At 71.6% G+C, this 24,508-nt stretch carries 23 protein-coding genes and 1 tRNA gene; 19 read left to right on the forward strand and 5 right to left on the reverse strand.

Annotated elements, in window-relative coordinates:
• Positions 1-6 precede the first annotated feature (6 nt).
• The 4 genes from argB to AB0411_RS24785 all read left to right on the forward strand — a co-directional run bounded on the left by argB (position 7) and on the right by AB0411_RS24785 (position 4,109).
• Positions 7-924: an acetylglutamate kinase gene (gene argB / locus AB0411_RS24770; RefSeq protein ID WP_086717442.1), complete on the forward strand. Its 918-nt coding sequence runs from the start codon at positions 7-9 to the stop codon at positions 922-924.
• Positions 921-2,156 carry an acetylornithine transaminase gene (locus tag AB0411_RS24775; RefSeq protein ID WP_366419481.1) on the forward strand — a complete coding sequence of 412 codons (1,236 nt, stop codon included), beginning with the start codon at positions 921-923 and terminating at the stop codon, positions 2,154-2,156. The genes argB and AB0411_RS24775 overlap by 4 nt, the downstream gene beginning before the upstream one ends.
• 8 nt (positions 2,157-2,164) lie before the next feature.
• Positions 2,165-2,707 (forward strand): arginine repressor, encoded by a 543-nt coding sequence (locus tag AB0411_RS24780; protein ID WP_152105109.1) that lies wholly within the window; start codon positions 2,165-2,167, stop codon positions 2,705-2,707.
• Between the two features lie 262 nt (positions 2,708-2,969).
• Positions 2,970-4,109: a mechanosensitive ion channel family protein gene (locus AB0411_RS24785; RefSeq protein ID WP_366419482.1), complete on the forward strand. Its 1,140-nt coding sequence runs from the start codon at positions 2,970-2,972 to the stop codon at positions 4,107-4,109.
• Positions 4,110-4,372: 263 nt separating this feature from the next.
• Here the strand turns inward: AB0411_RS24785 and AB0411_RS24790 are convergent.
• A tRNA-Pro gene (locus AB0411_RS24790) sits at positions 4,373-4,446 on the reverse strand.
• A 142-nt stretch (positions 4,447-4,588) separates the two neighbouring features.
• Between AB0411_RS24790 and AB0411_RS24795 the strand changes: the two genes are divergently transcribed.
• From AB0411_RS24795 to argH, 3 genes are all read left to right on the forward strand, one after another.
• Complete coding sequence (locus AB0411_RS24795; RefSeq protein WP_366419483.1) at positions 4,589-4,963, forward strand: DUF488 domain-containing protein; 375 nt, start codon at positions 4,589-4,591, stop codon at positions 4,961-4,963.
• A 119-nt stretch (positions 4,964-5,082) separates the two neighbouring features.
• Positions 5,083-6,276: an argininosuccinate synthase gene (locus AB0411_RS24800; protein WP_366419484.1), complete on the forward strand. Its 1,194-nt coding sequence runs from the start codon at positions 5,083-5,085 to the stop codon at positions 6,274-6,276.
• 147 nt (positions 6,277-6,423) lie between these two features.
• Positions 6,424-7,866 carry an argininosuccinate lyase gene (gene argH / locus AB0411_RS24805; RefSeq protein WP_366419485.1) on the forward strand — a complete coding sequence of 481 codons (1,443 nt, stop codon included), beginning with the start codon at positions 6,424-6,426 and terminating at the stop codon, positions 7,864-7,866.
• Between the two features lie 176 nt (positions 7,867-8,042).
• Here the strand turns inward: argH and AB0411_RS24810 are convergent, their stop codons facing one another.
• On the reverse strand, positions 8,043-8,471 hold the full coding sequence (locus AB0411_RS24810; protein ID WP_366419486.1) for a MerR family transcriptional regulator: 429 nt from the start codon (positions 8,469-8,471) through the stop codon (positions 8,043-8,045).
• A gap of 66 nt (positions 8,472-8,537) precedes the next feature.
• Between AB0411_RS24810 and AB0411_RS24815 the strand changes: the two genes are divergently transcribed.
• The 4 genes from AB0411_RS24815 to AB0411_RS24830 all read left to right on the forward strand — a co-directional run bounded on the left by AB0411_RS24815 (position 8,538) and on the right by AB0411_RS24830 (position 14,238).
• The gene (locus AB0411_RS24815; RefSeq protein ID WP_366419487.1) at positions 8,538-9,695 is read left to right on the forward strand and encodes an alkene reductase; all 1,158 of its coding nucleotides are present in this window, start codon (positions 8,538-8,540) and stop codon (positions 9,693-9,695) included.
• A 160-nt stretch (positions 9,696-9,855) separates the two neighbouring features.
• Complete coding sequence (locus AB0411_RS24820; protein ID WP_366419488.1) at positions 9,856-10,407, forward strand: TetR/AcrR family transcriptional regulator; 552 nt, start codon at positions 9,856-9,858, stop codon at positions 10,405-10,407.
• Positions 10,404-12,038, forward strand: coding sequence for an MFS transporter (locus AB0411_RS24825; protein ID WP_366419489.1), 1,635 nt, complete (start codon positions 10,404-10,406; stop codon positions 12,036-12,038). Before AB0411_RS24820 ends, AB0411_RS24825 begins: the two co-directional genes overlap by 4 nt.
• Positions 12,039-12,267: 229 nt before the next feature.
• A complete protein-coding gene (locus tag AB0411_RS24830) occupies positions 12,268-14,238 on the forward strand; it encodes a bifunctional metallophosphatase/5'-nucleotidase (protein ID WP_366419490.1) in 1,971 nt (656 codons plus the stop codon).
• Between the two features lie 81 nt (positions 14,239-14,319).
• On the opposite strand, the gene AB0411_RS24835 is transcribed toward AB0411_RS24830, so the two are convergent.
• Positions 14,320-14,988, reverse strand: a complete 669-nt coding sequence (locus AB0411_RS24835; RefSeq protein ID WP_086720378.1) for a lysophospholipid acyltransferase family protein — start codon at positions 14,986-14,988, stop codon at positions 14,320-14,322.
• Positions 14,989-15,295: 307 nt separating this feature from the next.
• Between AB0411_RS24835 and AB0411_RS24840 the strand changes: the two genes are divergently transcribed.
• Entirely contained in the window at positions 15,296-16,432 is a 1,137-nt protein-coding gene (locus AB0411_RS24840) for a glycerophosphodiester phosphodiesterase (protein WP_366419491.1), read from the forward strand.
• A 288-nt stretch (positions 16,433-16,720) separates the two neighbouring features.
• The gene (locus AB0411_RS24845; RefSeq protein WP_366419492.1) at positions 16,721-17,263 is read left to right on the forward strand and encodes a GNAT family N-acetyltransferase; all 543 of its coding nucleotides are present in this window, start codon (positions 16,721-16,723) and stop codon (positions 17,261-17,263) included.
• A 95-nt stretch (positions 17,264-17,358) separates the two neighbouring features.
• Here the strand turns inward: AB0411_RS24845 and AB0411_RS24850 are convergent, their stop codons facing one another.
• Positions 17,359-17,817, reverse strand: a complete 459-nt coding sequence (locus AB0411_RS24850; protein ID WP_366419493.1) for a hypothetical protein — start codon at positions 17,815-17,817, stop codon at positions 17,359-17,361.
• Positions 17,810-18,178 carry a hypothetical protein gene (locus tag AB0411_RS24855; RefSeq protein ID WP_260637904.1) on the reverse strand — a complete coding sequence of 123 codons (369 nt, stop codon included), beginning with the start codon at positions 18,176-18,178 and terminating at the stop codon, positions 17,810-17,812. The genes AB0411_RS24850 and AB0411_RS24855 overlap by 8 nt, the downstream gene beginning before the upstream one ends.
• Positions 18,179-18,295: 117 nt before the next feature.
• Here AB0411_RS24855 and AB0411_RS24860 point away from each other — a divergent pair, with 117 nt between their 5' ends.
• From AB0411_RS24860 to cbiE, 6 genes are all read left to right on the forward strand, one after another.
• Positions 18,296-18,943 carry an HAD-IA family hydrolase gene (locus AB0411_RS24860; protein ID WP_366419494.1) on the forward strand — a complete coding sequence of 216 codons (648 nt, stop codon included), beginning with the start codon at positions 18,296-18,298 and terminating at the stop codon, positions 18,941-18,943.
• A 381-nt stretch (positions 18,944-19,324) separates the two neighbouring features.
• Positions 19,325-20,401, forward strand: coding sequence for a methionine ABC transporter ATP-binding protein (locus tag AB0411_RS24865; protein WP_366419495.1), 1,077 nt, complete (start codon positions 19,325-19,327; stop codon positions 20,399-20,401).
• Positions 20,398-21,132 (forward strand): methionine ABC transporter permease, encoded by a 735-nt coding sequence (locus AB0411_RS24870; RefSeq protein WP_366419496.1) that lies wholly within the window; start codon positions 20,398-20,400, stop codon positions 21,130-21,132. Before AB0411_RS24865 ends, AB0411_RS24870 begins: the two co-directional genes overlap by 4 nt.
• Before the next feature lie 98 nt (positions 21,133-21,230).
• Positions 21,231-22,085 carry a MetQ/NlpA family ABC transporter substrate-binding protein gene (locus AB0411_RS24875; protein WP_366419497.1) on the forward strand — a complete coding sequence of 285 codons (855 nt, stop codon included), beginning with the start codon at positions 21,231-21,233 and terminating at the stop codon, positions 22,083-22,085.
• Positions 22,086-22,374: 289 nt separating this feature from the next.
• Complete coding sequence (locus AB0411_RS24880; RefSeq protein ID WP_366419498.1) at positions 22,375-23,010, forward strand: GNAT family N-acetyltransferase; 636 nt, start codon at positions 22,375-22,377, stop codon at positions 23,008-23,010.
• 177 nt (positions 23,011-23,187) lie between these two features.
• Positions 23,188-24,408, forward strand: coding sequence for a precorrin-6y C5,15-methyltransferase (decarboxylating) subunit CbiE (gene cbiE, locus AB0411_RS24885; protein ID WP_366419499.1), 1,221 nt, complete (start codon positions 23,188-23,190; stop codon positions 24,406-24,408).
• Positions 24,409-24,508 lie beyond the last annotated feature (100 nt).

A 24,508-nucleotide genomic window follows, 5' to 3' on the forward strand; every position in this document is an offset into this window, starting at 1 on the left:
CCGCGCATGAGCACCCGCAAACACACCGCACTGCCCAAGGCCCGCACCCTCATCGAGGCGCTGCCCTGGCTGACCCGGCACCACGGCAAGACCGTCGTCATCAAGTTCGGCGGCAACGCCATGATCGACGAGGAGCTCAAGCGCGCCTTCGCCCAGGACGTGGTCTTCCTGCGGCACGCCGGACTGCGCCCCGTCGTCGTGCACGGCGGCGGCCCGCAGATCAGCGCCCAGCTCGACCTGCTCGGCCTGGAGTCGGAGTTCAAGGGCGGCCTGCGGGTCACCACGCCCGAGGCGATGAACGTCGTACGGATGGTGCTGGCCGGCCAGGTGCAGCGCGAGCTGGTGGGACTGCTCAACGAGCACGGCCCGCTCGCCGTCGGCATGACCGGCGAGGACGCCCATCTGATGACCGCGACCAAGCACTTCGCCGACATCGACGGCGAGCGGGTGGACATCGGCCGGGTCGGCGAGATCACCGGCATCGACCCCGGTGCGGTGCACGCCCTCCTGGAGGACGGCCGGATCCCGGTGATCTCCTCGATCGCCCGCAGCAGCGACGAGGACGACCCCTCCGGTGTCTTCAACGTCAACGCCGACACCGCGGCGGCCGCGCTGGCCGCCGCCCTGGGCGCCGAGACGCTGATGGTGCTCACCGACGTCGAGGGGCTCTACGAGGACTGGCCGCAGAGCGACGAGGTGATCTCCCGCCTCACCGCCGGCGAACTGGAGAAGCTGCTGCCCGACCTGGCCAGCGGCATGGTGCCCAAGATGCGGGGCTGCCTGCACGCCGTCCGCAACGGCGTCCACACCGCCCGGGTCATCGACGGGCGGGTCCAGCACTCGATCCTGCTGGAGATCTTCACCGACGAAGGAATCGGCACGATGGTCGTGCCGGACGCGAACACGATCGAGGGGGCGACATGAGCGACGCGGCACACAGCCACGGCCCGGTGACCAACGCAGGGCTCACCGGGCGCTGGCGGGGCGCCATGATGGACAACTTCGGCATCCCCCGTGTCCCGCTGGTCCGCGGCGAGGGCGCCAAGGTGTGGGACGCCGACGGCAACGAGTACCTCGACTTCCTCGGCGGTATCGCGGTCAACTCCCTGGGCCATGCCCACCCCGCGGTGGTCCGCGCCGTCTCCGACCAGGTCGCCACGCTCGGCCATGTCTCGAACTTCTTCGTCGCCGAGCCCACCGTCGCCCTGGCCGAGCGCCTGCTCGCGCTGGCCGGCCGCCCCGGCCGGGTCTACTTCTCCAACTCCGGCGCCGAGGCCAACGAGGCCGCCTTCAAGATCGGCCGGCTGACCGGGCGCACCCACATGGTCTCCACGGCCGGCGGCTTCCACGGCCGCACCATGGGCGCCCTCGCCCTCACCGGCCAGCCCGCCAAGCAGGCCCCCTTCGCCCCGCTGCCCGGCGACGTCGACTACGTCCCGTACGGCGACGTCGAGGCCCTCCGCGCCGCCGTCACCACCGACACCGCCTTCGTCATCCTGGAGCCCGTCCAGGGCGAGAACGGCGTCGTCGTCCCGCCGCCCGGCTACCTCCAGGCCGCCCGCGAGATCACCGCCGCCACCGGCACCCTGCTGGTCCTCGACGAGATCCAGACCGGCATCGGCCGGACCGGCCACTGGCTGGAGTCCCGGGCCCAGGGCGTCGAGGCCGACGTCATCACCCTCGCCAAGGGCCTGGGCGGCGGCCTGCCGATCGGCGCCACGCTGGCCTTCGGCCCGGCCGCCGACCTGCTCACGCCCGGTTCGCACGGCTCGACGTTCAGCGGCAACCCGGTCGTCTGCGCCGGCGCCCTCGCCGTCCTGGACACCATCGAGGCGGACGGCGTCCTGGAGAACGTCAAGCGGGTCGGCGAGCGGCTGCGCAGCGGAACCGAGGCCCTGGGCCACCCCTTGGTCGGCCAGGTCCGCGGTGCGGGCCTTCTCCTGGGTATCGTCTTGACGGAGCCGCTCGCGCCGCAGGTGCAGCAGGCGGCTCAGGACGCGGGCCTGCTGGTGAACGCGGTCGCGCCGGACGTCGTCCGGCTCGCCCCGCCGCTGATCGTCTCCGACGACGAAGCGGAAGCGTTCCTCCACAAGCTCCCCGCCGTCCTGGACACGGCCCGCCAAGGGGCCGACGGGGAACGACGAGCCGGAGACTGACGACAACGATGACCGAGCCGCAGGACAACGAGGCGTACAACGGCGGTCAGGCCGTACCGCAGACCCGCACCGCCCGCCACCGCCGGATCGTGGACATCCTCAACCGGCTGCCGGTCCGCTCCCAGAGCCAGCTCGCCAAGCTGCTCGCCGACGACGGCCTGTCCGTCACCCAGGCGACGCTCTCCCGCGACCTGGACGAGCTGGGCGCGGTGAAGATCCGCAACACCGGCGGCGAGCTGATCTACGCGGTGCCCAGCGAGGGCGGCGACCGCAAGCCGCGCGCCCCGCTGGGGGAGTCCGCCAAGGAGGAGCGGATGCGCCGCCTCTCCGGGGAACTCCTCATCTCCGCCGAGGCCTCCGCCAACCTCGTGGTCCTGCGCACCCCGCCGGGCGCCGCCCAGTTCCTGGCCTCCGCCATCGACCAGGCCGAACTCCACGACATCCTCGGCACCATCGCCGGCGACGACACCCTGATGCTCATCAGCCGCGACCCGGCGGGCGGCAAGGCCCTCGCCGACCATCTGCTGCGCCTGGCGCAAAAGGCGCACTGAGGCCCTCCGCACGCGCTCCCGGGGGCCTCTCGCCGCCCCCGGAGCGCCTCGCCCCGCCCTCGGCCGGCGGTTGTGCGGAGCATCCACCCGAGCCACTCTCTCCCCGCCGAACGGCATACGGCAGGATGGCAGTTCGCGCCGGGACGTCCACGGATGTCCCGGCGCCTTCACAGCCCTAGAGACAAGCAGGTGGCATGGTGACGAGACATCACATCCGGCTCATAGCACGTCCGCTCCTTCCGGTCGCGGGAGGAGCCGGCCGGTGAACCGCGCTGTGACACTGCACGACCTGATCGTGGCCGGCGCCGCGCTGGCCGCCGGCATCATGACCGCCCTGCTGCTGCGGGTGACCCTGCGCTGGCTGGGCAGACACGCCCTCAAAACCCGGTGGAGCGGGGACGACATCCTCGTCGACGCGCTGCGTGCGGTGGTCCCCTGGGCGGCGGTCACCGGCGGTCTGGCGGCGGCGGCCGCGGCGCTCCCGCTGACGGAGGCGGTCCAACGCACCGTCAACCGGACGCTGACGGTGCTGCTCATCCTGGTCGTCACGCTCACCGCGGCCCGGGTGATCACCGGAGTGGTGCGGTCCTTCGCGCAGTCCCGGTCCGGGGTGGCCGGATCGGCCACCATCTTCGCCAACATCACCCGCATCATCGTGCTGGCCATGGGCTTCCTGGTGGTCCTTCAGACCCTGGGCATCTCCATCGCCCCGCTTCTCACCGCCCTGGGCGTGGGCGGCCTCGCCGTCGCCCTGGCCCTCCAGGACACCCTGGCCAACCTCTTCGCCGGTGTGCACATCCTCGCCTCGAAGACCGTGCAGCCCGGTGACTACATCCGGCTCAGCAGCGGCGAGGAGGGCTATGTCGTCGACGTCAACTGGCGCAACACCGTGGTGCGTCAGCTCTCCAACAACCTGGTGATCATCTCCAACGCCCAGCTGGCCGGCACCAACATGACCAACTTCACCCGCCCGGAACAGAAGTTGACGATCCTGGTGCAGGTGGGCGTCGCCTACGACAGCGACCTCGACCATGTCGAGCGGGTCACCACCGAGGTCATCGACAGCGTGATGAAGGACGTCAACGGCGGCGACCCCGACCACGAAGCCGCCGTCCGCTTCCACACCTTCGGCGACTCCCGGATCGGCTTCACGGTCATCCTGGGCGTCGGAGAGTTCAGCGACCAGTACCGGATCAAGCACGAGTTCATCAAGCGCCTCCACCAGCGCTACCGGGACGAGGGCATCCGCATCCCCTCCCCGGCCCGCACCGTCGCCCTCCAGAGGCCGGAGGACATCGTGATCCCGCACCAGCGCGACCTCTCCGACCAGCGCGACCCCGCCGAGCGGCGCGATCTCTCGGACCGACGCGACCTGTCGGGCCCCGTGCCGCCGGTGCCGTAACGACGCGCCGGGCCCGTCCGCCCCGCGCGGGCCTTCCCGCCGGGGCGGCACGGTGTCGAGCGCGCGGCGGACGTCGCCGCCTGCCGCGGTTCCCCTGCGCCGGCGGTGCGCGAGCTCCCGGCCGGCCGCGGGCCTACGCCGTCCGAGTGAGCCGCGGCCCCGCGGAGCCCGGGCGGCCATGCCCTGAAAAAGATCAAGGGCCTTGTCCCCGCCGAAGCGGGGACAAGGCCCTGACCTGGGCTTCTCAGCCCTTTTCTGCACCGTCGGGACGACAGGATTTGAACCTGCGACCCCTTGACCCCCAGTCAAGTGCGCTACCAAGCTGCGCCACGTCCCGGTGCTCGTGCCGGCCGGAGAACTCCCGGCCGGGGCGTGCAGAAGAAAAATACCCTGTCCGGGGCCATGAATCCAAAGCGGGTGCTCGCAGGCGCCGTCCCGGGCCCCCGGCGGGGGCCCGGGAGTCGTGGTTCGATGAGGTTATGGATGAAATGTCCGCCAAGAGCCCGCTCCGGGTGCGCCGGGTCTACGAGGCGCCGGAGCCGGCGGACGGGGCGCGGGTCCTGGTCGACCGGCTGTGGCCGCGCGGGCTGTCCAAGGCGGACGCGCAGCTCACCGAGTGGTGCAAGGACGTGGCGCCGTCGTCGGAGCTGCGGCGCTGGTTCCACCACGAGGGGCCGAAGTTCACGGAGTTCGCCGAGCGGTATCGCGAGGAGCTGGCGCGCGAGGCGGTCCGGCCGGCACTGGAGGGGCTGCGGGAGCGGGCCGCGCAGGGGCCGCTGACGCTGCTGACGGCCACGAAGGACGTGTCGGTGAGCCATGTGAACGTCCTGGCAGAGGTGCTCCGGGAGGGGTGACGGGGCCCGCGCCACGCCGGTGACACGCCGCTGACCTGCATATTCGTCGACGCGTTGACGAAACATACGGTGGAGTGCATACTTATACCCATCAGCGTATGCACCGTAAGGAGAAACCCGTGACCGAGCGCGTCGTACTCGCCTACTCGGGCGGCCTGGACACCTCCGTCTGTATCGGCTGGATCGCCGAGGAGACGGGCGCCGAGGTCATCGCCGTTGCCGTGGACGTCGGCCAGGGCGGCGAGGACCTGGACGTCATCCGCAAGCGTGCGCTCGACTGCGGTGCGGTCGAGGCCGAGGTCGCGGACGCCAAGGACGAGTTCGCCGACGAGTACTGCCTCCCGGCGATCAAGGCCAATGCCCTGTACATGGACCGCTACCCGCTGGTCTCGGCGCTCTCCCGGCCGACCATCGTCAAGCACCTGGTCGCCGCGGCGAAGAAGCACGGCGCCACCACCGTCGCCCACGGCTGCACCGGCAAGGGCAACGACCAGGTCCGCTTCGAGGCCGGCATCTCCTCCCTCGCCCCCGACCTGAAGTGCATCGCCCCGGTCCGCGACTACGCGATGACCCGGGACAAGGCGATCGCGTTCTGCGAGGAGAAGAACCTCCCGATCGCGACCACCAAGAAGTCGCCGTACTCCATCGACCAGAACGTCTTCGGGCGGGCCGTGGAGACCGGCTTCCTGGAGGACATCTGGAACGCGCCGATCGAGGACGTGTACGAGTACACCGAGAACCCGGCCGTCCCGCGGGAGGCCGACGAGGTCGTCATCACCTTCAAGGAAGGCGTCCCGGTCGCCCTCGACGGCAAGCCCGTCACCGTCCTGCAGGCCATCCAGCAGCTCAACGAGCGGGCCGGCGGCCAGGGCATCGGCCGGATCGACATGGTCGAGGACCGGCTGGTCGGCATCAAGTCCCGTGAGGTCTACGAGGCGCCCGGCGCGATCGCGCTGATCACCGCGCACCAGGAGCTGGAGAACGTCACCGTCGAGCGCGAACTGGCCCGCTACAAGCGGCAGGTCGAGCAGCGCTGGGGCGAGCTGGTCTACGACGGCCTGTGGTTCTCGCCGCTCAAGCGCGCCCTGGAAGGCTTCATCAACGAGGCCAACCAGCAGGTCAGCGGCGACATCCGGATGACCTTGCACGGCGGCCGCGCGGTGGTCACCGGCCGGAAGTCCGACCAGTCGCTCTACGACTTCAACCTCGCGACGTACGACACCGGCGACACCTTCGACCAGTCGCTCTCGAAGGGCTTCATCGAACTCTTCGGGATGTCGAGCAAGATCGCCGCCAAGCGCGACCTGGCCTGAGCCGACTCGTTACCCACGTACACGGCCGCCTCCCCGCCCCCGCTGTGGGGTGGGGACACCTCCTGGTCCTCGCGACCTCGGGGAAGGCGGCAGAGGGACCCGGGGGCCGTCCCCGGGTGCCCGTCGCAGCAGCCTTGAGGAGCAGCAGTGAGCAGCAACAGCGGTGACGTCCGGCTCTGGGGCGGCCGTTTCGCCGATGGTCCGGCCGAGGCGCTGGCCCAACTGTCGGCGTCCGTCCACTTCGACTGGCGGCTGGCCCCGTACGACATCGCCGGCTCCCGTGCGCACGCCCGGGTGCTCCACGCGGCGGGGCTGCTCACCGAGGACGAGCTCACCCGCATGCTCGCCGGGCTCGACCAGCTCGCCGCGGACGTCGCCGACGGCTCGTTCACCGGCACCATCGCCGACGAGGACGTGCACACCGCCCTGGAGCGCGGGCTGCTGGAGCGGCTCGGCCCCGACCTCGGCGGCAAGCTGCGGGCCGGCCGGTCGCGCAACGACCAGGTCGCCACGCTCTTCCGGATGTACCTGCGCGACCACGCCCGGATCATCGGCGGGCTGATCGCCGACCTCCAGGAGGCGCTGGTCTCGCTCGCCGAGACCCACCCGGACGTCGCCATGCCGGGCCGCACCCACCTCCAGCACGCACAGCCGGTGCTCTTCGCCCACCATGTGCTGGCGCATGTGCAGTCGCTGTCCCGGGACGCGGAGCGGCTGCGGCAGTGGGACGACCGCACCGCCGTCTCCCCGTACGGCTCGGGCGCGCTCGCCGGCTCCTCGCTCGGCCTCGACCCGGAGGCGGTCGCCGCCGACCTCGGTTTCGAGCACGGCTCGTCCGGCAACTCCATCGACGGCACGGCCTCGCGTGACTTCGTCGCGGAGTTCGCCTTCATCACGGCGATGATCGGCGTCAACCTCTCCCGGATCGCCGAGGAGGTCATCCTCTGGAACACGAAGGAGTTCTCCTTCGTCACGCTCCACGACGCCTTCTCCACCGGCTCGTCGATCATGCCGCAGAAGAAGAACCCGGACATCGCGGAGCTGGCGCGGGGCAAGTCGGGCCGCCTCATCGGCAACCTGACCGGTCTGCTGGCGACGCTCAAGGCGCTGCCGCTGGCCTACAACCGCGACCTCCAGGAGGACAAGGAGCCGGTCTTCGACTCCTGTGACCAACTGGAGGTGCTGCTCCCGGCGTTCACCGGCATGATGGCCACGCTGACCGTCAACCGTGAGCGGATGGAGGAGCTGGCCCCGGCCGGGTTCTCGCTGGCCACCGACATCGCGGAGTGGCTGGTCAAGCAGGGCGTGCCGTTCCGGGTGGCGCACGAGGTCGCGGGCGAGTGCGTCAAGGAGTGCGAGGCGCACGGCATCGAGCTGGACCAGCTCACCGACGAGCAGTTCGCCAAGATCTCCCCGCATCTGACCCCCGAGGTCCGCGGCGTCCTCAACGTCCCCGGCGCGCTCGCCTCGCGCAGCGGCCGCGGCGGCACCGCCCCCTCCGCGGTGGCCGTCCAGCTCGCAGAGGTGCGGGCGGACCTGGTCGGGCAGCAGGAGTGGGCGACGGCCAAGAAGACCACCGAGCTGACCTGAGCCAAGACACGGCCCCCGGCCGACGACCGCATCCGCACGGCTGATGCGGTCGTCGGCCGGGGGCCGGTTGCTGCCTGCGGGCCGGGCTTTCGGCGCGTCCGCGCTCCGGAAGGCCGGTGCAGGCAGGGGGCCGGCCGATGGACCCGAGTCCTTCTCCCGGCCGCCGGCCGCGGCCGTTATCCGTGGTGCGGTCCGGTGGTGCCGGCGCGGGAATCGGTGCCGGCGCGGGAAACGGCGGCGGCCGGCGGGCCGGCCGAGGCCGTGGTGATGGCTTCGTCCAGGACGTCGCGGGAGCGGATCAGGTTGGTGATCATCCGGTCGATGCGGTCCCGTTCCGCGGTGAGTTCGGTGACCAGCCGTGGGGTGGCGGACTCGGACGGGCCGCCGTCGGCATCCCTCATGCAGGGGAGCAGCTGTGCGATCTTCTTGCTGTTCAGTCCTGCGGCGTAGAGCGCCTGGATGCGGACGACCCGGTCGACCGCCCACTCGCCGTAGTGCCGTTGACCACCCGGGGTGCGCTCGGCGCTCAGCAGTCCCTGCGCCTCGTAATAGCGCAGGGAACGCTCGCTCACCCCACTGCGCCGGGCCAGTTCACCGATCCGCATGTCCCGCCCCCGTGTGCCGTCACCGGACTTGAACCTGACACTGATGTCAACTTCTACCGTACCGGCATGACGCACACCCCGGCGATGTCCCGCCTCTTCGAACCCGCCCGCCTCGGCACGCTGCGCCTGCCCAACCGGCTGGTCATGGCACCGTTGACCCGCAATCGCGCGGGCGCCGACGGTGTCCCGCAGCCCCTCATGGCCACGTACTACGCGCAGCGCGCCTCCGCGGGACTGATCATCGCGGAGGCTGCCACGCCGAATGCCGTGGGGCAGACCTACCCCCACATCCCCGCGATCCACCACGAGCGGCACATCGCCGGTTGGCGGCACGTCACCGAAGCGGTGCGGGCCGCGGGCGGCCGGATGTTCCTGCAACTGCAGCACGGCGGCCGGGTCGGACATCCCGACAACAGCGGCCTGATGCCCGTCGCGCCCTCGCCGGTCCCGCTCCCGGAGACGATCCACACCCCCCACGGGCGCCAGGATGCCGTCGTGCCGCGGGAGATGACCCACGACGACATCCGGTCCACCGTCGCCGACTTTGCCGCCGCCGCCCGCAACGCCCTCGAGGCCGGCTTCGCCGGAGTGGAGGTGCATGCCGCGAACGGCCATCTCCTGCACCAGTTCATGTCGCAGGGCACCAACCGCCGCACCGACGGCTACGGCGGCTCGGTCGCCGGCCGCATCAGGTTCGCCGTCGAGGTGACCCGGGCCGTCGCCGAAGCCATCGGCCCCGACCGGGTGGGCCTGCGCATCTCCCCGGGAAACACCGTCAACGGCATCGTCGAGGGCGACACCGGCGACCTCTACCCGGCTCTCGTCGAGGCCGTGGCGGACACCGGTCTCGCCTACCTGCACCTCGTGTCCGCCGACCCGGACCAGCCCCTCTTCCACGACCTCCGCACGTCCTGGCCGGGCACGCTGATCGCCAACCCGGCGCTGGGCCGGGGAGCACCACTGCCCGCCGACGGCGGCATGCGGGCGGGCGAGCGGCTGCTGACCGCGGGAGCCGACCTGATCGCCCTGGGCCGCGCGTTCCTCGCCAACCCCGACCTGGTCGAACGGCTGCGCATCGGCGCACCGCTCAACCCGGTGCGCGACGCGCACATGATGTACGTCGGCGGAGAGACCGGGTACACCGATTATCCCGTGCTGGCCGGGGTCCGGCACCGGGCCGGGACACCCGGCGCAGGGCCCGCACCCGCATCCGGCGCGCGGTGACCCTGCTCGCGGAGCAGCCCGCCCGCCGCCCCGACCGGCCTGGTCGCACGTGTGCGTGACGGTGGCCCGCCCCCGGGAAAGACCGGGGGCGGGCCACCGTCGTGGGGGCGGGGGCCGAAGTTGTGAGACATTGATGTCTCATTCGGGTATTGTATGTCTCATGGCCGTGGACCGTGAACGGGTACTCAAGGAAGCCGCCGCGTTGCTCACGCGCCGGGCATCGACGCCGCTGGACGAGATCGCCCGCGCCGCCGGCATCAGCCGCGCGACCCTGCACCGGCACTTCGCCGGACGGGACGCCCTGATCCGGGCGCTGGAGGAGCACGGCATCGCGCAGTTCGTCCAGGCGATGGACGCGGCGCGGCTGGAGGAGGGGGACGCCGCCGGGGCGCTGCGCCGGCTGGTCGCCGAGGCCGAGCCGGTCGCTGCCGTGCTCGCCTTCCTCTTCACCGAGAACCAGCTCTTCGAGGACGGCGAGATCAACGCCGGCTGGGCGGAGCTGGACGCCCGGATCGCCGCCCTGTTCCGCCGCGGCCAGGAAGAGGGCGACTTCCGGATCGACCTGAGCGCCGCCTGGCTCACCGAAGCCTTCTACGGCCTGATCGGCGCGGGCGCCTACGCCGTCCATGAAGGACGGGTCGCCCGCAACGACCTCACCCACTCGATTGCCGAGCTGCTGCTCGGCGGCATCCGACGGAGCATGGAGAAATGACCGAGACCATAGCGTCAGAACCGGCCGGTTCGGCTCATGTGGACGACCAGCCCCGGCCGGGCCGCTGGCTCGCGCTGGCCGTCCTCGTCCTCGCCGTCCTGCTGGTCGGCGTCGACGCCACGGTCCTCGGCCTCGCCACCCCGTTCCTCAGCGAGGACCTCCGGCCGTCCGGCACGCAGCTGCTGTGGATCGGTGACATCTACTCCTTCGTCATCGCCGGTCTGCTGGTCTCCATGGGCAGCCTCGGCGACCGCATCGGCCGCAAGAAGCTGCTGCTGATCGGCTCCGTCGGCTTCGGCGCGATGTCGGTGCTCGCCGCGTACGCCACCACCCCGGAGATGATGATCGCCGCCCGGGCGCTGCAGGGCGTGGCCGGCGCCACGCTGATGCCGGCCACCCTGGCGCTGATCCGCAACCTCTTCCACGACCCCAGGGAACGCAGTCTGGCCATCGGCATCTGGGGCGCGATGGCCTCGGCCGGCATGGCCGTCGGGCCGGTCCTCGGCGGGTTCCTGCTCGGGCACTTCTGGTGGGGCTCGGTCTTCCTGATCAACCTGCCGGTGATGGCGCTGCTGGTGGCCGTCGGCGCCCGGGTCATCCCGGAGTCCCGCAATCCGGATCCCGGCCCCTGGGACATCCCCAGCGTGCTGCTGGCCCTGGTGGGCATCGTCGCCGTCGTCTACGCCATCAAGGAAGCGGCGGTGGAGGGCTACCGCTGGGACATCGCGCTGGCGGCCGTCATCGGGGTGCTCGCGCTGTTCGTGTTCGTCCGCCGGCAGCTCACCCTCGCCTCGCCGCTGTTGAACATGAAGCTCTTTCAGCACCGAGGATTCTCCGGGGCGGTGCTCGCCGATCTGCTGACCATCCTCGGGCTGTCCGGCCTGGTCTTCTTCCTCTCCCAGTTCCTCCAGATGGTGCAGCTGCGCTCGCCGCTGAACGCCGGGCTCACCGAACTCCCGGCCGCGATCGGCGCGGTGGCCGCCGGTCTGGCCGCCGGCTGGGTCGCCCGGCGGCTGTCCGTACGGATCGTGGTGGCCGGCGGCCTCGCCGTGGTCGGGCTCTCCCTCGTCGGCTGCACCACGCTGCACGGCGACACCGGGACCGCCGCGCTGTGCGTCATCCTGTTCGTGGTCGGCGTCGGCGCCGGCTTCTCCTTCACCGTCACCGCCGATGTGATCCTCTCCAGCGTCCCCAAGGAGGAGGCGGGCGCCGCCTCCGCGGTCTCCGAGACGGCCTACGAACTCGGCGCCGCCCTCGGCATCGCCCTGCTGGGCTCCATCGTCACCAGCATCTACCGGGGCTTCAGCACCCCGCTCGGCGTCCCCGGACCGGCCGCCGACGCCGCCCGCGAATCGCTCGGCGGCGCCTTCGAGGCGGCCCGCCACCTCCCCGCCGACCAGGCCGCGGCGCTGGTGAAGGCCGCGCAGGACTCCTTCGTCGCCGGGGTGGACGTCGCGGCCGGGGTGGGCGCGGCGGTCCTGCTGGCCGCCGCGGTGGCCGCCTGGTTCCTGCTGCGGGGCCAGGAGCTGGCGAACAGCCCGGCCCCGTCCGCCCCGGCGCTCGCCACGGCCGTCCGGGAGCCGGGCCGCGGCTCCGGCTCCGCGTCCGGCGGCAAGGCGCAGCGCCCGTGACGCCGTAGGCCCTGCGGCCGCTCCGCCGGACGGCGGGCACTCACCGCGCCCCAGGGCGTGTCTGGTGGATCACGGCGCCCCGTACCCGCCATGATCCACGGGACACGCCCTGGGGGCGACTGTCCCTCGCCCGTTCACGCCCGGTACGTGCGCTGGTGACCGGCCGTCCCGTGCGGCCCGTTTGACTCTCCCGTCGTCCCCCTACGGACGGCCACAGGAGAGTGACGCAGTGCGCGACATCGGACGACGCTCCTTCTTCACCGCCGCGGGGGCCCTCGCCACCGCGAGCGCCATCGGCAGCAACGCCTACGCCACCGGCCACGCCCGCGACGCGGCCACCGCCGACGAATACGTCGACGTCCAGCTCCTCAACATCACCGATCTGCACGGCTATCTGCAGGGTGCCCCGGGCGCCAACTCCGTCATCACCGGCGCCGGCGGAAAGAAGTACACCGTGGGCGGCGTCGCCTACATGGCCGCCCACCTGGAGCGGCTGAGAGACGGCCGCAGCAACTCGCTCTTCTTCGCCCCCGGCGACCTCTTCTCCGGCTGGGAGTTCGACGCCTCCTCCTTCGCCGACGAGCCCACCGTCGAGGCGCTCAACGCCATGGGGCTGGACTTCGCCTCGGCCGGCAACCACGAGTTCGACAAGTCGGCGACCTTCCTGACCTCGCACATGGGCGACGGCGACGCCTACCCGGTCGTCGGCCGGGACGACGACTTCAAGGACTCCACGGGGCGCCGCTTCGAGGGCGCGAAGTTCCCCTACTACAGCGCCAACATGGTCTGGAACGCGACCGGCGAGACCGTACTGGCGCCGTACAACATCGAGTACGTGGACGCCGGCCGCGGCCGCCGGCTGGCGATCGGCTTCATCCACCTGACCGCGATCGGCACCGAGTCCTTCCCCGGCTCCTACCAGCCGGGGCTGCGCACCCTGGACGAGCTGGAGACCGCCAACCGCTGCGCCGCCGAGCTCAAGTCGCGCGGCGTCCACGCGATCGTGCTCAGCATGCACGACGGCGCGGTGGCCGGCAGCGACTTCAACAGCGGCAAGAACCCCTCGGGCCCCGCCTACGAACTGGCGCTGCGGGCCTCGCCCGACATCGACGCCATCGTCACCGGCCACTGGCACTGCGCCTTCACCATGATGCTGCCCGACCCCAACGGCGACCCCCGCCCCTTCGTCGAGGCGGGCTGCTACGGCCAGCTCATCAACGAGATCAACCTGCGCCTCGACCCGGACACCGGAGCGGTGATCCGTGAGCTGACCACCTCCACCAACCACCCCAACACCCGCGATGTGACGCCGGACAAGGAGCTGCGCGAGATCGCCGGCTACTGGGCCGACTACGCCTCCCGGCGCGCCCGCAGCAAGATCGGCACCCAGACGGCCTCCTTCACCCGGCGGCGCAACGCGCTGGGGGAGAGCACCATGGGCAACCTCGTCGCCGACTGGGCCCTGTGGGCGGGCCGGCAGCCGCACGGTCCGATGGACGACCCCGCCGACCACCCCAACACCCCCGCGGACCTCGCCGTGATCGCGGTCGCGCCGCGCGTCGGCCAGGCCGTGATCGCCGGCGACCTGATCCGCAACCAGGAGACGGACGGCACCGTCACCTTCGCGCAGGCCTGGAACTCCGTGGGCTTCGGCGACCCGATCCTGACCGTCACCGTCACCGGCCGGCAGATCCATGACGCCCTGGAGGAACAGTGGGCGCCGATTTCCGGCGGCGGCCTCGGCTTCTCCCCGCTGGCCGTCTCCGGCAACGTCCGCTACACCTTCGACGCCGCGGGGCCGGTCGGCCGGCGGATCGACCCGGCCGAGGTCTTCATCGACGGCCGCGCGCTCAGCCTCACCCGCAGCTACCGCCTCGCCGCCCCCTCGTACACCCTCATCAACCAGGACGGCTTCAGCGCCTTCACCGGCTTCACCGCCCCCGTCCGGCACACCCGCGACTTCGAGAGCTTCATCGCCTACGTCCGCACCAAGAAGCAGCTGAAGCCCGCCCCGTTGGACCGGGTGCGGGTCAAGAACACGGGCGTGCCCGGCGCCCGCACCGGGACCGTCACCCAGCGCCAGCAACTCCTGCGGGCCGGGACCGGCCTGGTGCCGCGGCCCGAGGTGGCGCTGCGTACGGCGCTGACCGGCGGCGCCGAGGGCCAGCGCGCGCCCGGCGGCTTCCGGGTGCCCTGCTGACCGGACGCGGAAGCCCGGCACACGGCACGGGCCCCGTCCGGAAAGCGGACGGGGCCCGTGGTGCAGGGAGCCGGGGTGCGGTCAGGCGGCCCTGGCCTTGGTGGCGTAGATGTCGACGTACTCCTGGCCGGACAGCTCCATGACGTCGCTCATCACCTCGTCGGTGACGGCGCGCAGCACATAGCGGTCGCGGTCCATGCCGTCGTAACGGGAGAAGTCCAGCGGCTCACCGAAGCGCACCGTCACCGGCGCGATGTGCGGGCGGCCCTTGCCGCCGGGCTGCACCTTGTCGGTGCCGATCATCGCGAACGGGACGACGGGGGCGCCGGTCATCAGGGTGAGCCGGGCGATGCCCGTACGGCCGCGGTAGAGCCGGCCGTCGGGGGAGCGGGTGCCCTCGGGGTAGATGCCGAAGACGCTGCCCTCCTCCAGCACCCGGCGGCCGGTCATCAGCGCCGCGACCCCGCCGTGCCCGCCGTCCCGGTCCACCGGGATCATGCCGGCGCTGGTGAAGAACCAGGCCATCAGCCGGCCCTTGACGCCCTTGCCGGTGACGTACTCGTCCTTGCCGATGAAGTACACCGGGCGCTTGACCACCAGGCTCAGGAACAGCGAGTCGATGAAGGTGACGTGATTGCCGGCCAGGATCACCGGTCCGGTCGCCGGAATGCGCTCCATGCCCTCGACCTTCGGGCGGTACAGGACACGCATGACGAATCCGAGAATCGCCTTCAGCACAATGCGGGACAACGGGCCCTCCGGGTCGCGACTGGTCAATGTCAAGCGGGCGCAGAACTCTGCAGCCCAGGACAATACTCGCGGGTCACTCCCGCTCGCACGTCGGGTTCACGAGGTCGATACGCACAGTTGACCCACGGTTGACGTGTGTTACCACCATGTTCCCCCCTATGTTGGCGGGCGTCTCCCCGGCATGACCCGTCCGTGCTTACGATCGGCCCGGTTCCGTGGGCCGGTGTGCAACACGCCTCACCGCACGCCGGAAAACACCCGGAAGCACCTGGAACACACCGAAACACCTCGGACAAGGAGCGTGGGCATGCACAAGTGGCAGCAGCCGGGACGACGGACGGTGCTGGGGGCCGCGGCTCTCGGCGCGGGAGCGGCGGTGTTCGGCGGAGCGGGCCAGGCGAGCGCCCGCACGCGGGACGGCGTGCCCCGGGAACTGCCGGTCCCGCTGATCGTCGGCCACCGCGGCGCCAGCGGCTACCGCCCCGAGCACACCTTCGGCTCCTACCAACTCGCCCTCGACATGGGCGCGGACGTCATCGAACAGGACCTCGTCCCCACCAAGGACGGGCACCTGGTCTGCCGTCACGAGAACGACATCACCGCCACCACCGATGTCTCCGCGCACCCCGAGTTCGCGGACCGCAAGACCACCAAGACCGTCGACGGGACCAAGCTGACCGGCTGGTTCACCGAGGACTTCACGCTCGCGGAGCTCAAGACGCTGCGCGCCAAGGAGCGCATACCGGGCACCCGTCAGCACAACACCCTCTACGACGGGGTGTGGGACGTGCCGACGTTCGAGGAGGTCCTGCAGTGGGCCGAGCGCGAGGGCCGCAAGCGGGGCCGTCCCGTCTGGCTGCACATCGAGACCAAGCACCCCTCCTACTTCCGGGGGCTCGGCCTCGGCCTGGAGGAGCGGCTGGCGAAGGCCCTGCGGGCGCACGGCCGGCACCGGAAGCACTCCCCGAACTTCCTGCAGTCCTTCGAACCCAGCAGCATCCAGCGCCTGGACAAGCTCGTCGACTGCCCCAAGGTCGTCCTGCTGGGCACGCTCAAGGACCGCCCCTGGGACTTCACGGCGTCCGGCGACCCGCGCACCGTCGCCGACCTGGTCAAGCCCGAGGGCCTGAAGTGGCTCGCCGGCTTCGCCCAGGGCATCGGCCCGGACCTGACCGTGATCATCCCGCGGGACGCCGACGGCAAGCTCGGCGAGCCCAGCGCCGTGGTCAAGGACGCCCACGCCGCCGGACTGGTGCTGCACCCCTACACGGTCCGCAACGAGAACACCTTCCTGCCGACCGACTTCCGGCGCGGCAGCGACCCGAACGCCTACGGCGACTCCCTCCGCTTCTTCAAGGCGCTCCTGGGCACCGGCATCGACGGCCTGTTCTCCGACAACCCCGACACCGCGCTGCTGGCGGCCGCGGAGTTCCGCAAGCACTGACCGGTCGCGTCCGGCCCGGCGCCGGCTCCCCGCATACTCATCTGAGTTGGGAATGTCACAGGAGAGCCCGGCGCCGGTCCGTTCCGCCCACCGCGTTCGCCCGCGCAGAATGCTCGCGGCGGAGATTGCCGCTGCCACATACCGGGGAACCCGGAAGAAGCAGTGTCAGCCACGCCATGACGGCGACGGGTACCCCACGGCGCCGTCCGTCAGGGCACATCGTTCCGGGCGCACCCCTCTCACCCTCGGCGCCCGGACCAGCGAACCGAATAGGGGAGGCATACGCGCATGGGCACGAGCGTGACCATCTCTGCGGCGACCGACCAGGACGCCGAGCAGATCCTCAAACTCCAGTTCCTCTGCTACCAGCAGGAAGCCGCGCTGTACGACGACTACGGCATCGAGCCGCTGACCCAGACGCTGGAGGCGCTGCGCGCCGAACTGGGCGAGGGCTGCGTCGTGGTGGCCAGGCTCGGTGCGGAGGTGGTCGGGTCCGTGCGCGGCACGGTCGACGAGGACGGCACCGCGCGGATAGCCAAGCTCATCGTGCACCCGCGGATGCAGCGGCACGGCCTGGGCGGACGGCTGCTCGACGCGGTCGAGGAGCGGCTGGCGGCCGAGCGGTCGGCGACCTGCTTCCGCCTGTTCACCGGCCACCGCAGCGAGGGCAATCTGCGGCTGTACCGCAGCCGCGGCTATGTGCCCGTGGGCACCGAGCAGCGCACGCCCCGGCTCAGCGTGGTGACGCTGGAGAAGGAGCTTCCCGTGGAGGCCGGCGCGGTGGCGGCACCGGCGGCGCCGAGCCAGGGGGAGTTCGCCGCCCAGGCGTGAGGCCGTCGGGACGTGGAGCCGCCCGGGTGTGAGGCCACCAGGGCGTGAAAAAGGGGAGGGCGGGCCGTGCGTCCGCCCTCCCCTTCCGCTTCCGCTCAGGCGGCGGGCCGCTCCGTACGCGCCCGGCGCAGCCACATCAGCCCGGTGACGGGCAGGATGACCGGGATGAAGAGGTAGCCCATGCCGTAGTCGGACCAGACCGTCGCGTCGGGGAAAGCGGACCGGTCGAGCAGCGTCCAGGTGCCGATGCCGAGCACCCCGAGCAGCTCCAGCGCGCAGCAGGCGAGCGCGGCCCGGCGGGCGCCCTCGCCGCCGCGCACCAGCGAGAAGGTGATGAACCCGTAGACGACCGCGGAGACGGCCGAGAGGGCGTAGGCCAGCGGGGCCCGGTCGAACTGGGCGAGGAGCTGGTAGAGGGAGCGGGACGCGGCCGCGACGGTGAAGATGCCGTAGAGCGTGACCAGCAGGCGGCCGGGGCCGGTGCCCAGGGAACGCTTCGCCGGTGCGGTGGCCGCGTCGCCGTCCTCCGCCGTGGTCGCCGTGGTCTCAGGCACTGCCGCCTCCCCAGATGTCGAACAGCCGCACTTCCAGCACGGCCAGCACCACGGCGCCCGCCGCGACGGTGGCCGATCCCCAGCGGGTGCGCTCCGAGAGCGACATGAACCCGGTCGCCGGGACACAGGCCGCCGCCCCGAGCAGGTACGCGACGAAGAGCGCGGTGCCCTTGTCCGGCGACTCTCCGCGCGACAACTGCACGACGGCGACGACCAGTTGGACGAGGCCGAGGACCGACACCAGCGCCATGCCGATGAAGTGCCAGTCCTTGGTGGGCTGGTCGCGGAAGGCGGCGAAGCCGCACCACGCGGCCAGCGCGAGAGCGGTCACCGCGACCGCGATCGTCAGCGCGTCGATCACCGGGACCTCCGGGCCGCACGGCTGCGCACGAGGGGGTTGTGGGGCATGGGGCGATGCTAATCGGCCCCGGGCGGGCGGCCGCCGTCGGCCCCACCGTGACCCGTACGCTCGTGCAGTATGAAGATCACCGCTGAGGCGCTCCTGTTCGACAACGACGGCACCCTGATCTCCTCCCTGGAGTCCGTCCGGCGCTGCTGGACCCGGTGGGCGACGGAGTACGGCATCACCGAGCAGGAATTCGCCCGGATCCCCCTGCACGGCCGTCCGGCGGCGGAGATCGTCGCCGATCTGCTGCCCGCCGACCGGGTGCCCGGGGCGGTGGCCCGGATCGAGCAGCTGGAGGTCGAGGACACCGCCGGGGGAGTCGCGGCGCTGCCCGGCACCCTCGCCCTGCTGGAGAGCCTGCCCGCCGAGCGGTGGGCCGTGGTGACCTCCGCCACCCGGCGGCTGGCCGAGGCCCGGCTCGACGAGGCCGGGATCCGCACCAAGACCCTGGTAGCCGCCGACGACATCAGCCGGGGCAAGCCCGACCCGGAGCCGTTCCTGCTCGCCGCCGAGCGGCTCGGGGCGGACCCGGCCCGCTGTGTGGTCTTCGAGGACGCGCCGGCCGGACTGGCGGCGGGCCGCGCGGCCGGGATGGTGACCGTGGCGTTGACCACAACCCACCGGGCGGACGAGCTGTCGGCGGACATCGTCGTCGCCACCCTCGCGGACGTGTCGGCCCAGGCCACGGACGGATCGGTGGAGATCACCCTCGCGCCGTGAGGTGCTGTCCACGGGTCGGTCAGGCCTGTCCGCCATCCGGACTGGCTTGATCGGCCCGCACTGCTGTCTGGTTTACTTGCCGCCATGACCGCGACGAGCAACCGCACCCCTGCGACCGAGGCGTACCTGACGCCCGGTGCTCGTTGCATGTGTCGAATGTGTGACCGCTGAGGGCCCCCGCCTGAGCCTCGCGCCCCGAAGCGAGACCCTGCCATGTGCCGTACGTCAATCTCCCGACGCCCACGGCCGCCCCGCGTCACCGGAACCCGGAGCCGGGCCCCGCGCCCGCCGCCGCTCCCCGTTCCCCTCTGCCGCACTCGCAAGAATGCCCCGTGCCCGGCGGGCGAGCCGCCGAGCACTCGACAGTGACGGAATTCCCTAGTGATCACCACAACGGGCCTGACCAAGGTCTACCGTTCAGGAGACCGCGAAGTCACCGCCCTGGACGGCGTCGATCTGCACGTCCGCGAGGGCGAGGTGTACGGCGTCATCGGCCAGAGCGGTGCCGGCAAATCCACCCTCATCCGCTGCCTCAACCTCCTGGAGCGCCCCACCTCCGGCACGGTCACCGTCGCCGGCCAGGAGCTGACGTCCCTCGCCGGGCGCGGCAAGCGCGCCAGCGCCCCGCTGCGCGCCGCCCGCAGCCACATCGGCATGGTCTTCCAGCACTTCAACCTGCTGTCCTCGCGCACCGTCCAGGACAATGTGGAACTGCCGCTGGAGATCCTCAAGGTCGACCGCCGCGAGCGCTCCCGCAAGGCGCTGGAGCTGCTGGACCTGGTCGGCCTCGCCGACAAGGCCAAGGCCTACCCCGCCCAGCTCTCCGGCGGGCAGAAGCAGCGCGTCGGCATCGCCCGCGCGCTGGCCGGCGACCCCAAGGTGCTGCTCTCCGACGAGGCCACCAGCGCCCTGGACCCGGAGACCACCCGCTCCATCCTCCAGCTGCTGCGCGACCTCAACCGCAAGCTGGGCCTGACCATCGTGCTCATCACGCACGAGATGGACGTGGTCAAGTCGATCTGCGACTCGGCCGCGCTGATGAAGAACGGCCGGGTCGTCGAGCAGGGCACCGTCGCCGAGCTGCTCGCCACCCCCGGCTCCGAGCTGGCCCGGGAGCTGTTCCCGGTCGGCGGCGAGCCCTCGGCCGACGACCGCACCGTCGTCGACATCACCTTCCACGGATCGGCCGCCACCCGCCCGGTGATCTCCGAGCTGTCGCGGACCTACAACGTCGACATCTCCATCCTCGGCGCCGCCATGGACACCGTCGGCGGCAAGCAGGTCGGCCGGATGCGCATCGAGCTGCCCGGCCCCTTCGAGGAGAACGTCGTGCCCATCGGCTTCCTGCGCGAGCAGGGACTGCAGGTGGACGTGGCCGATGTCGCCGGCCAAGCCGTCGACCACGCGCTGAGCTCCGTCGAGGCCGGCGCCCCGCTGGTGAAGGAAGGTGCCAAGTGACCTGGACCGAGATGCAGCCGCTGCTGTACGACAACACGCTCGACACCCTGTTCATGGTGTGGTGGTCGACGTTCTACGCGGTGCTCTTCGGCATCCCGGTCGGTGTGCTGCTGCATCTGACCCAGCGTGGCGCCGTCCTGCAGAACGTCGTGGTCAACAAGGTGCTCGGGGCGATCGCGAACATCGGGCGGTCCTTCCCGTTCCTGATCCTGATCGTGGTGCTGATCCCCTTCACCCGCCTCCTCGTCGGCGTCTCGATCGGCCCGACCGGCGCGGTGGTCCCGCTGGCCCTCGCCGCCATCCCGTTCTTCGCCCGGCTGGTGGAGGCCGCACTGCGCGAGGTCGACGGCGGCCTGGTCGAGGCGGCCCACGCCATGGGCGGCGGCACCTGGACCATCGTCTTCAAGGTCCTCCTCCCGCAGGCGCTGCCCGCGCTGATCGCGGGCGTCACCACGCTCGTCATCCAGCTGATCGGCTACTCCGCGATCGCCGGTGCGGTCGGCGGCGGCGGCCTGGGCAACCTCGCCTACACCTACGGCTATCAGCAGTACGAGACGTCGCTGATGATCGCCACCGTGGTGGAGCTGATCCTCCTGGTCTCCCTCGTCCAGCTGCTCGGCGACGTCGTCGTCCGCCGGCTCGCCGGGCGCGGGACCCGTTCCTCCTCCCTGCGGGTCGGTCTGCGCCGTGCCCGTGCCGAGGAGCCCGCGGCCGTCACCGAGGCGGCCTGACCCACCCCGGAGCCACCGCTCCACCCCGAGCCCGGACCCTTTGCCGGGCGGACACCGCACGTGAACCCCCGCGTGCGAACAAGAAAGAGGCACTCTTCGTGCGCAACACCCTCAAGATCTCCGTCGCCATAGCCGCCGCCTCCGCCGTCGCCCTCGGCGCGAGCGCCTGCAGCGCCCCCTCCGACACCACCGCCGGCGACAAGGGCGACAAGAACGCCCCGCTCGTGGTCGCCGCGAGCCCCACGCCGCACGGCACCATCCTCGACTTCGTCAAGAACAAGCTGGCGGACAAGGCGGGCCTCAAGCTCGTCGTCAAGCCGTTCAACGACTACAAGATCCCGAACAAGGTCACCGACGACGGCCAGGTCGACGCCAACTTCTTCCAGCACAAGCCGTTCCTCGACACCTTCAACAAGGAGAACGGCACGCACATCGTGCCCGTGCAGAACGTGCTCATCGAGCCGCTCGGCGTCTACTCCAAGAAGATCGACAAGCTTTCCCAGCTCAAGTCCGGCAGCACCGTCTCGGTGCCCAACGACCCCTCCAACGAGGGCCGCGCGCTCAAGCTGCTCGCCGACAACGGTGTGATCACCCTCAAGCCCGGTGTCGGCTCCGACGCCAAGCTGACCGACGTCAAGGACGACAAGGGCATCAAGATCACGGAGCTGGAGGCCGCCCAGACCGCGCCGCGCATCGACGACGTCGACGCCGCGATCATCAACGGCAACTTCGCCATCGGCGCCCACCTCAAGCCCTCCACCGACGCGCTGGCCCTGGAGAAGGCGAAGGGCAACCCCTACGCCAACTTCCTCGCCGTCAAGAAGGGCAACGAGAACGACCCGCGGGTCAAGAAGCTGGCCAAGCTCCTGAACTCCCCCGAGGTCAAGAAGTTCATCGAGGACAAGTACAAGGACGGCTCGGTCATCCCGGCCTTCGGCCCGGCAAAGAGCTGACGCCGCTTCCCGTCCTGACGTCTTTCCCCGCCGCCCGTCCCCTTCGGGGGGTGGGCGGGTGAGGACGTGCGGCCGCCCGTGCGCAGGTCACCGGAGGGTGGCCCTCCGTTCGCGCGGCCCCCGGGCCCCGGACCCGCGCCGCGCGCGGCCGGGGTCCACGCGCGTGGCACACCCGTGGGCCGATGCTGCATGCTGGTGCACTCAAGACGGTCAAGACGGCCCGTGACCTCGCGGTCTCACAGCCCGCGACGGTCCGGAACACCACAGTCAACGGCGTGGGAGCAGCGGCATGACATCGACCTTTCCGGACATCTCGATCAGCACGGACCGGTTGGTGCTGCGCCCCTTCGAGGAGGCCGACGTACCGGCCCTCACCGCGATGATGAACGACGAGCTGATCGCCGCCTGGACCGCGATACCCCAGCCGTACCCCGAGCACGCCGCCCGCGCCTGGACCGACGAGAGCGCCCCCGCCGAGCGGGCCGCCGGCCGCGGCGTCGACTTCGCGGTGACCGAGTTCCTCACCCAGCGCCTGGTCGGCGTCGTCCAACTGCGCCACACCGACTGGCGGATCCGCTCCAGCGAGCTGAGCTATGCCGTCGCCTCCTGGGCCCGCGGCGAGGGGTACGCCTGCGAGGCCTCGCTGGCCGTCGCCCACTGGCTCTTCCGTGACCAGAAGTTCGAACGCATCGAGTTGCGCACCGCCGCCGACAACACCGCCGCCCAGCAGGTCGCCCAGAAGATCGGCTGCATCAGCGAGGGCGTGCTGCGCAACGCCTTCATCGCCCGCAGCCGCACCGAGGACGGCGGCTGGGCCGACATCCGCACCGATCTCATCGTCTGGAGCCTGCTGCCCGAGGACCTCGACGGCGTCCCCGGCCGGCTGGCGGACGCCAACGGATTCTCCTACCCCGAGTGGAACTGACCCGGGCCCGCGCTCCGGTCCCTCCCTCTCGGGGTACCCTCGCCCTGCCGCGCACCTGCGCGACCCGCGCGGTCCGGCGCACCCCAGCGGCACCCCCACCGGCCTGCGGCCGCCCGCAGCCGGCCCGCCCGCCGACGCCGCGCGCGTAACCACTGCAGCCCCAGGAGACAGACGAGCATGGCCGACCGGGTCACGGTGATCGGATGGGACGGCTCCGCGCTGACCGCCGCCGCCCGCTCCGCCCTCGGCGCCGCCACCCTGGTGGCCGGCGCCGCCCACCACCTCGCCCTGCCCGAAGTCCCGCCGAACGCCGAGCGGATCCGGCTCGGCAGCGTGACCCTGGCCGCCCGCCGCATCGCCCAGCACCGCGGCACCGCCGTCGTGCTCGCCGACGGCGACCCCGGGTTCTTCGGCGTCGTACGCACCCTGCGGGCACCCGAGCACGGCCTGGAAGTCGAAGTGGTGCCCGCGGTCTCCTCCGTCGCCGCCGCCTTCGCGCGGGCCGGCATGCCCTGGGACGACGCCCAGGTCGTCGTCGCCCACAGCCGCGACCTGCGCCGCGCGGTGAACGTCTGCCGCGCCCACACCAAGGTCGCGGTCCTCACCGCGCCCGGTGCCGGACCCGCCGAACTCGCCCTGCTGCTCGGCGGCGTCCACCGCACCTTCGTGATCTGCGAGGATCTGGGCACCGATCGCGAGCGGGTGACGGTCCTCACATCGGACAAAGTGGCGGACCATGTCTGGCGTGACCCCAATGTCGTGATTGTCGTGGGCGGTTCGCCCGGCGGCGCCGCGGCCCAGGGGACCGGCTGGATCGCCGGCCGCGAGGTGGGTCATCCGACGGGCCCGCGCGGCTGGGGACTTCCGGCCGGCGCCTACGGCGGCGCCCTGGGCGAGGGGGAGTCCGTCCAGCTGCGCACCGCACAACTCGCCCGGCTCGGGCCGCAGGTGGGCGACCTGGTCTGGGACATCGGCACGGGCAGCGGAGCCGCCGCCGTGGAGGCCGCGCGCTTCGGCGCCGCCGTCATCGCGGTGGACGCCGACCCGGACGCCTGCGCACGCGCCGCCGCCCTCGCCCGCCGCCACGGCGTCCAACTCCAGGCCGTCCACGGCCGGGCGCCGCAGATCCTGGAGGACCTGCCCGAGCCCGATGTGATCCGGGTCGGCGCCGGGGGAGCGGAGGTGGTGACGGCCTGCGCGGCCCGCCGCCCCGAACGGATCGTCACCCACGCCGCCACCCGCGACGAGGCCGAGGCGCTGGGCCGGGCACTGGCCGACGGCGGCTACGACGTCGAGTGCGCGCTGCTGCAGTCCGTGGACCTGGACACCTCCGTCTGGGTCGAACGCGAACGGTCCGTGGTGTTTTTGCTCAGCGGATATCGCGTTCCTCACCCATGACCAGCACGGCAACCCGCGCGAGGTAGGCTGGCGGATCGTTGCGCCGCCGTTCCGCATTCGGCTTCGTACGCCAATATCCGGAAAATGCCGTGGTTTTGGC

The sequence above is a fragment of the Streptomyces angustmyceticus genome (assembly GCF_040701845.1).
GTDB classification, from domain to species: Bacteria; Actinomycetota; Actinomycetes; order Streptomycetales; family Streptomycetaceae; genus Streptomyces; species Streptomyces angustmyceticus_A.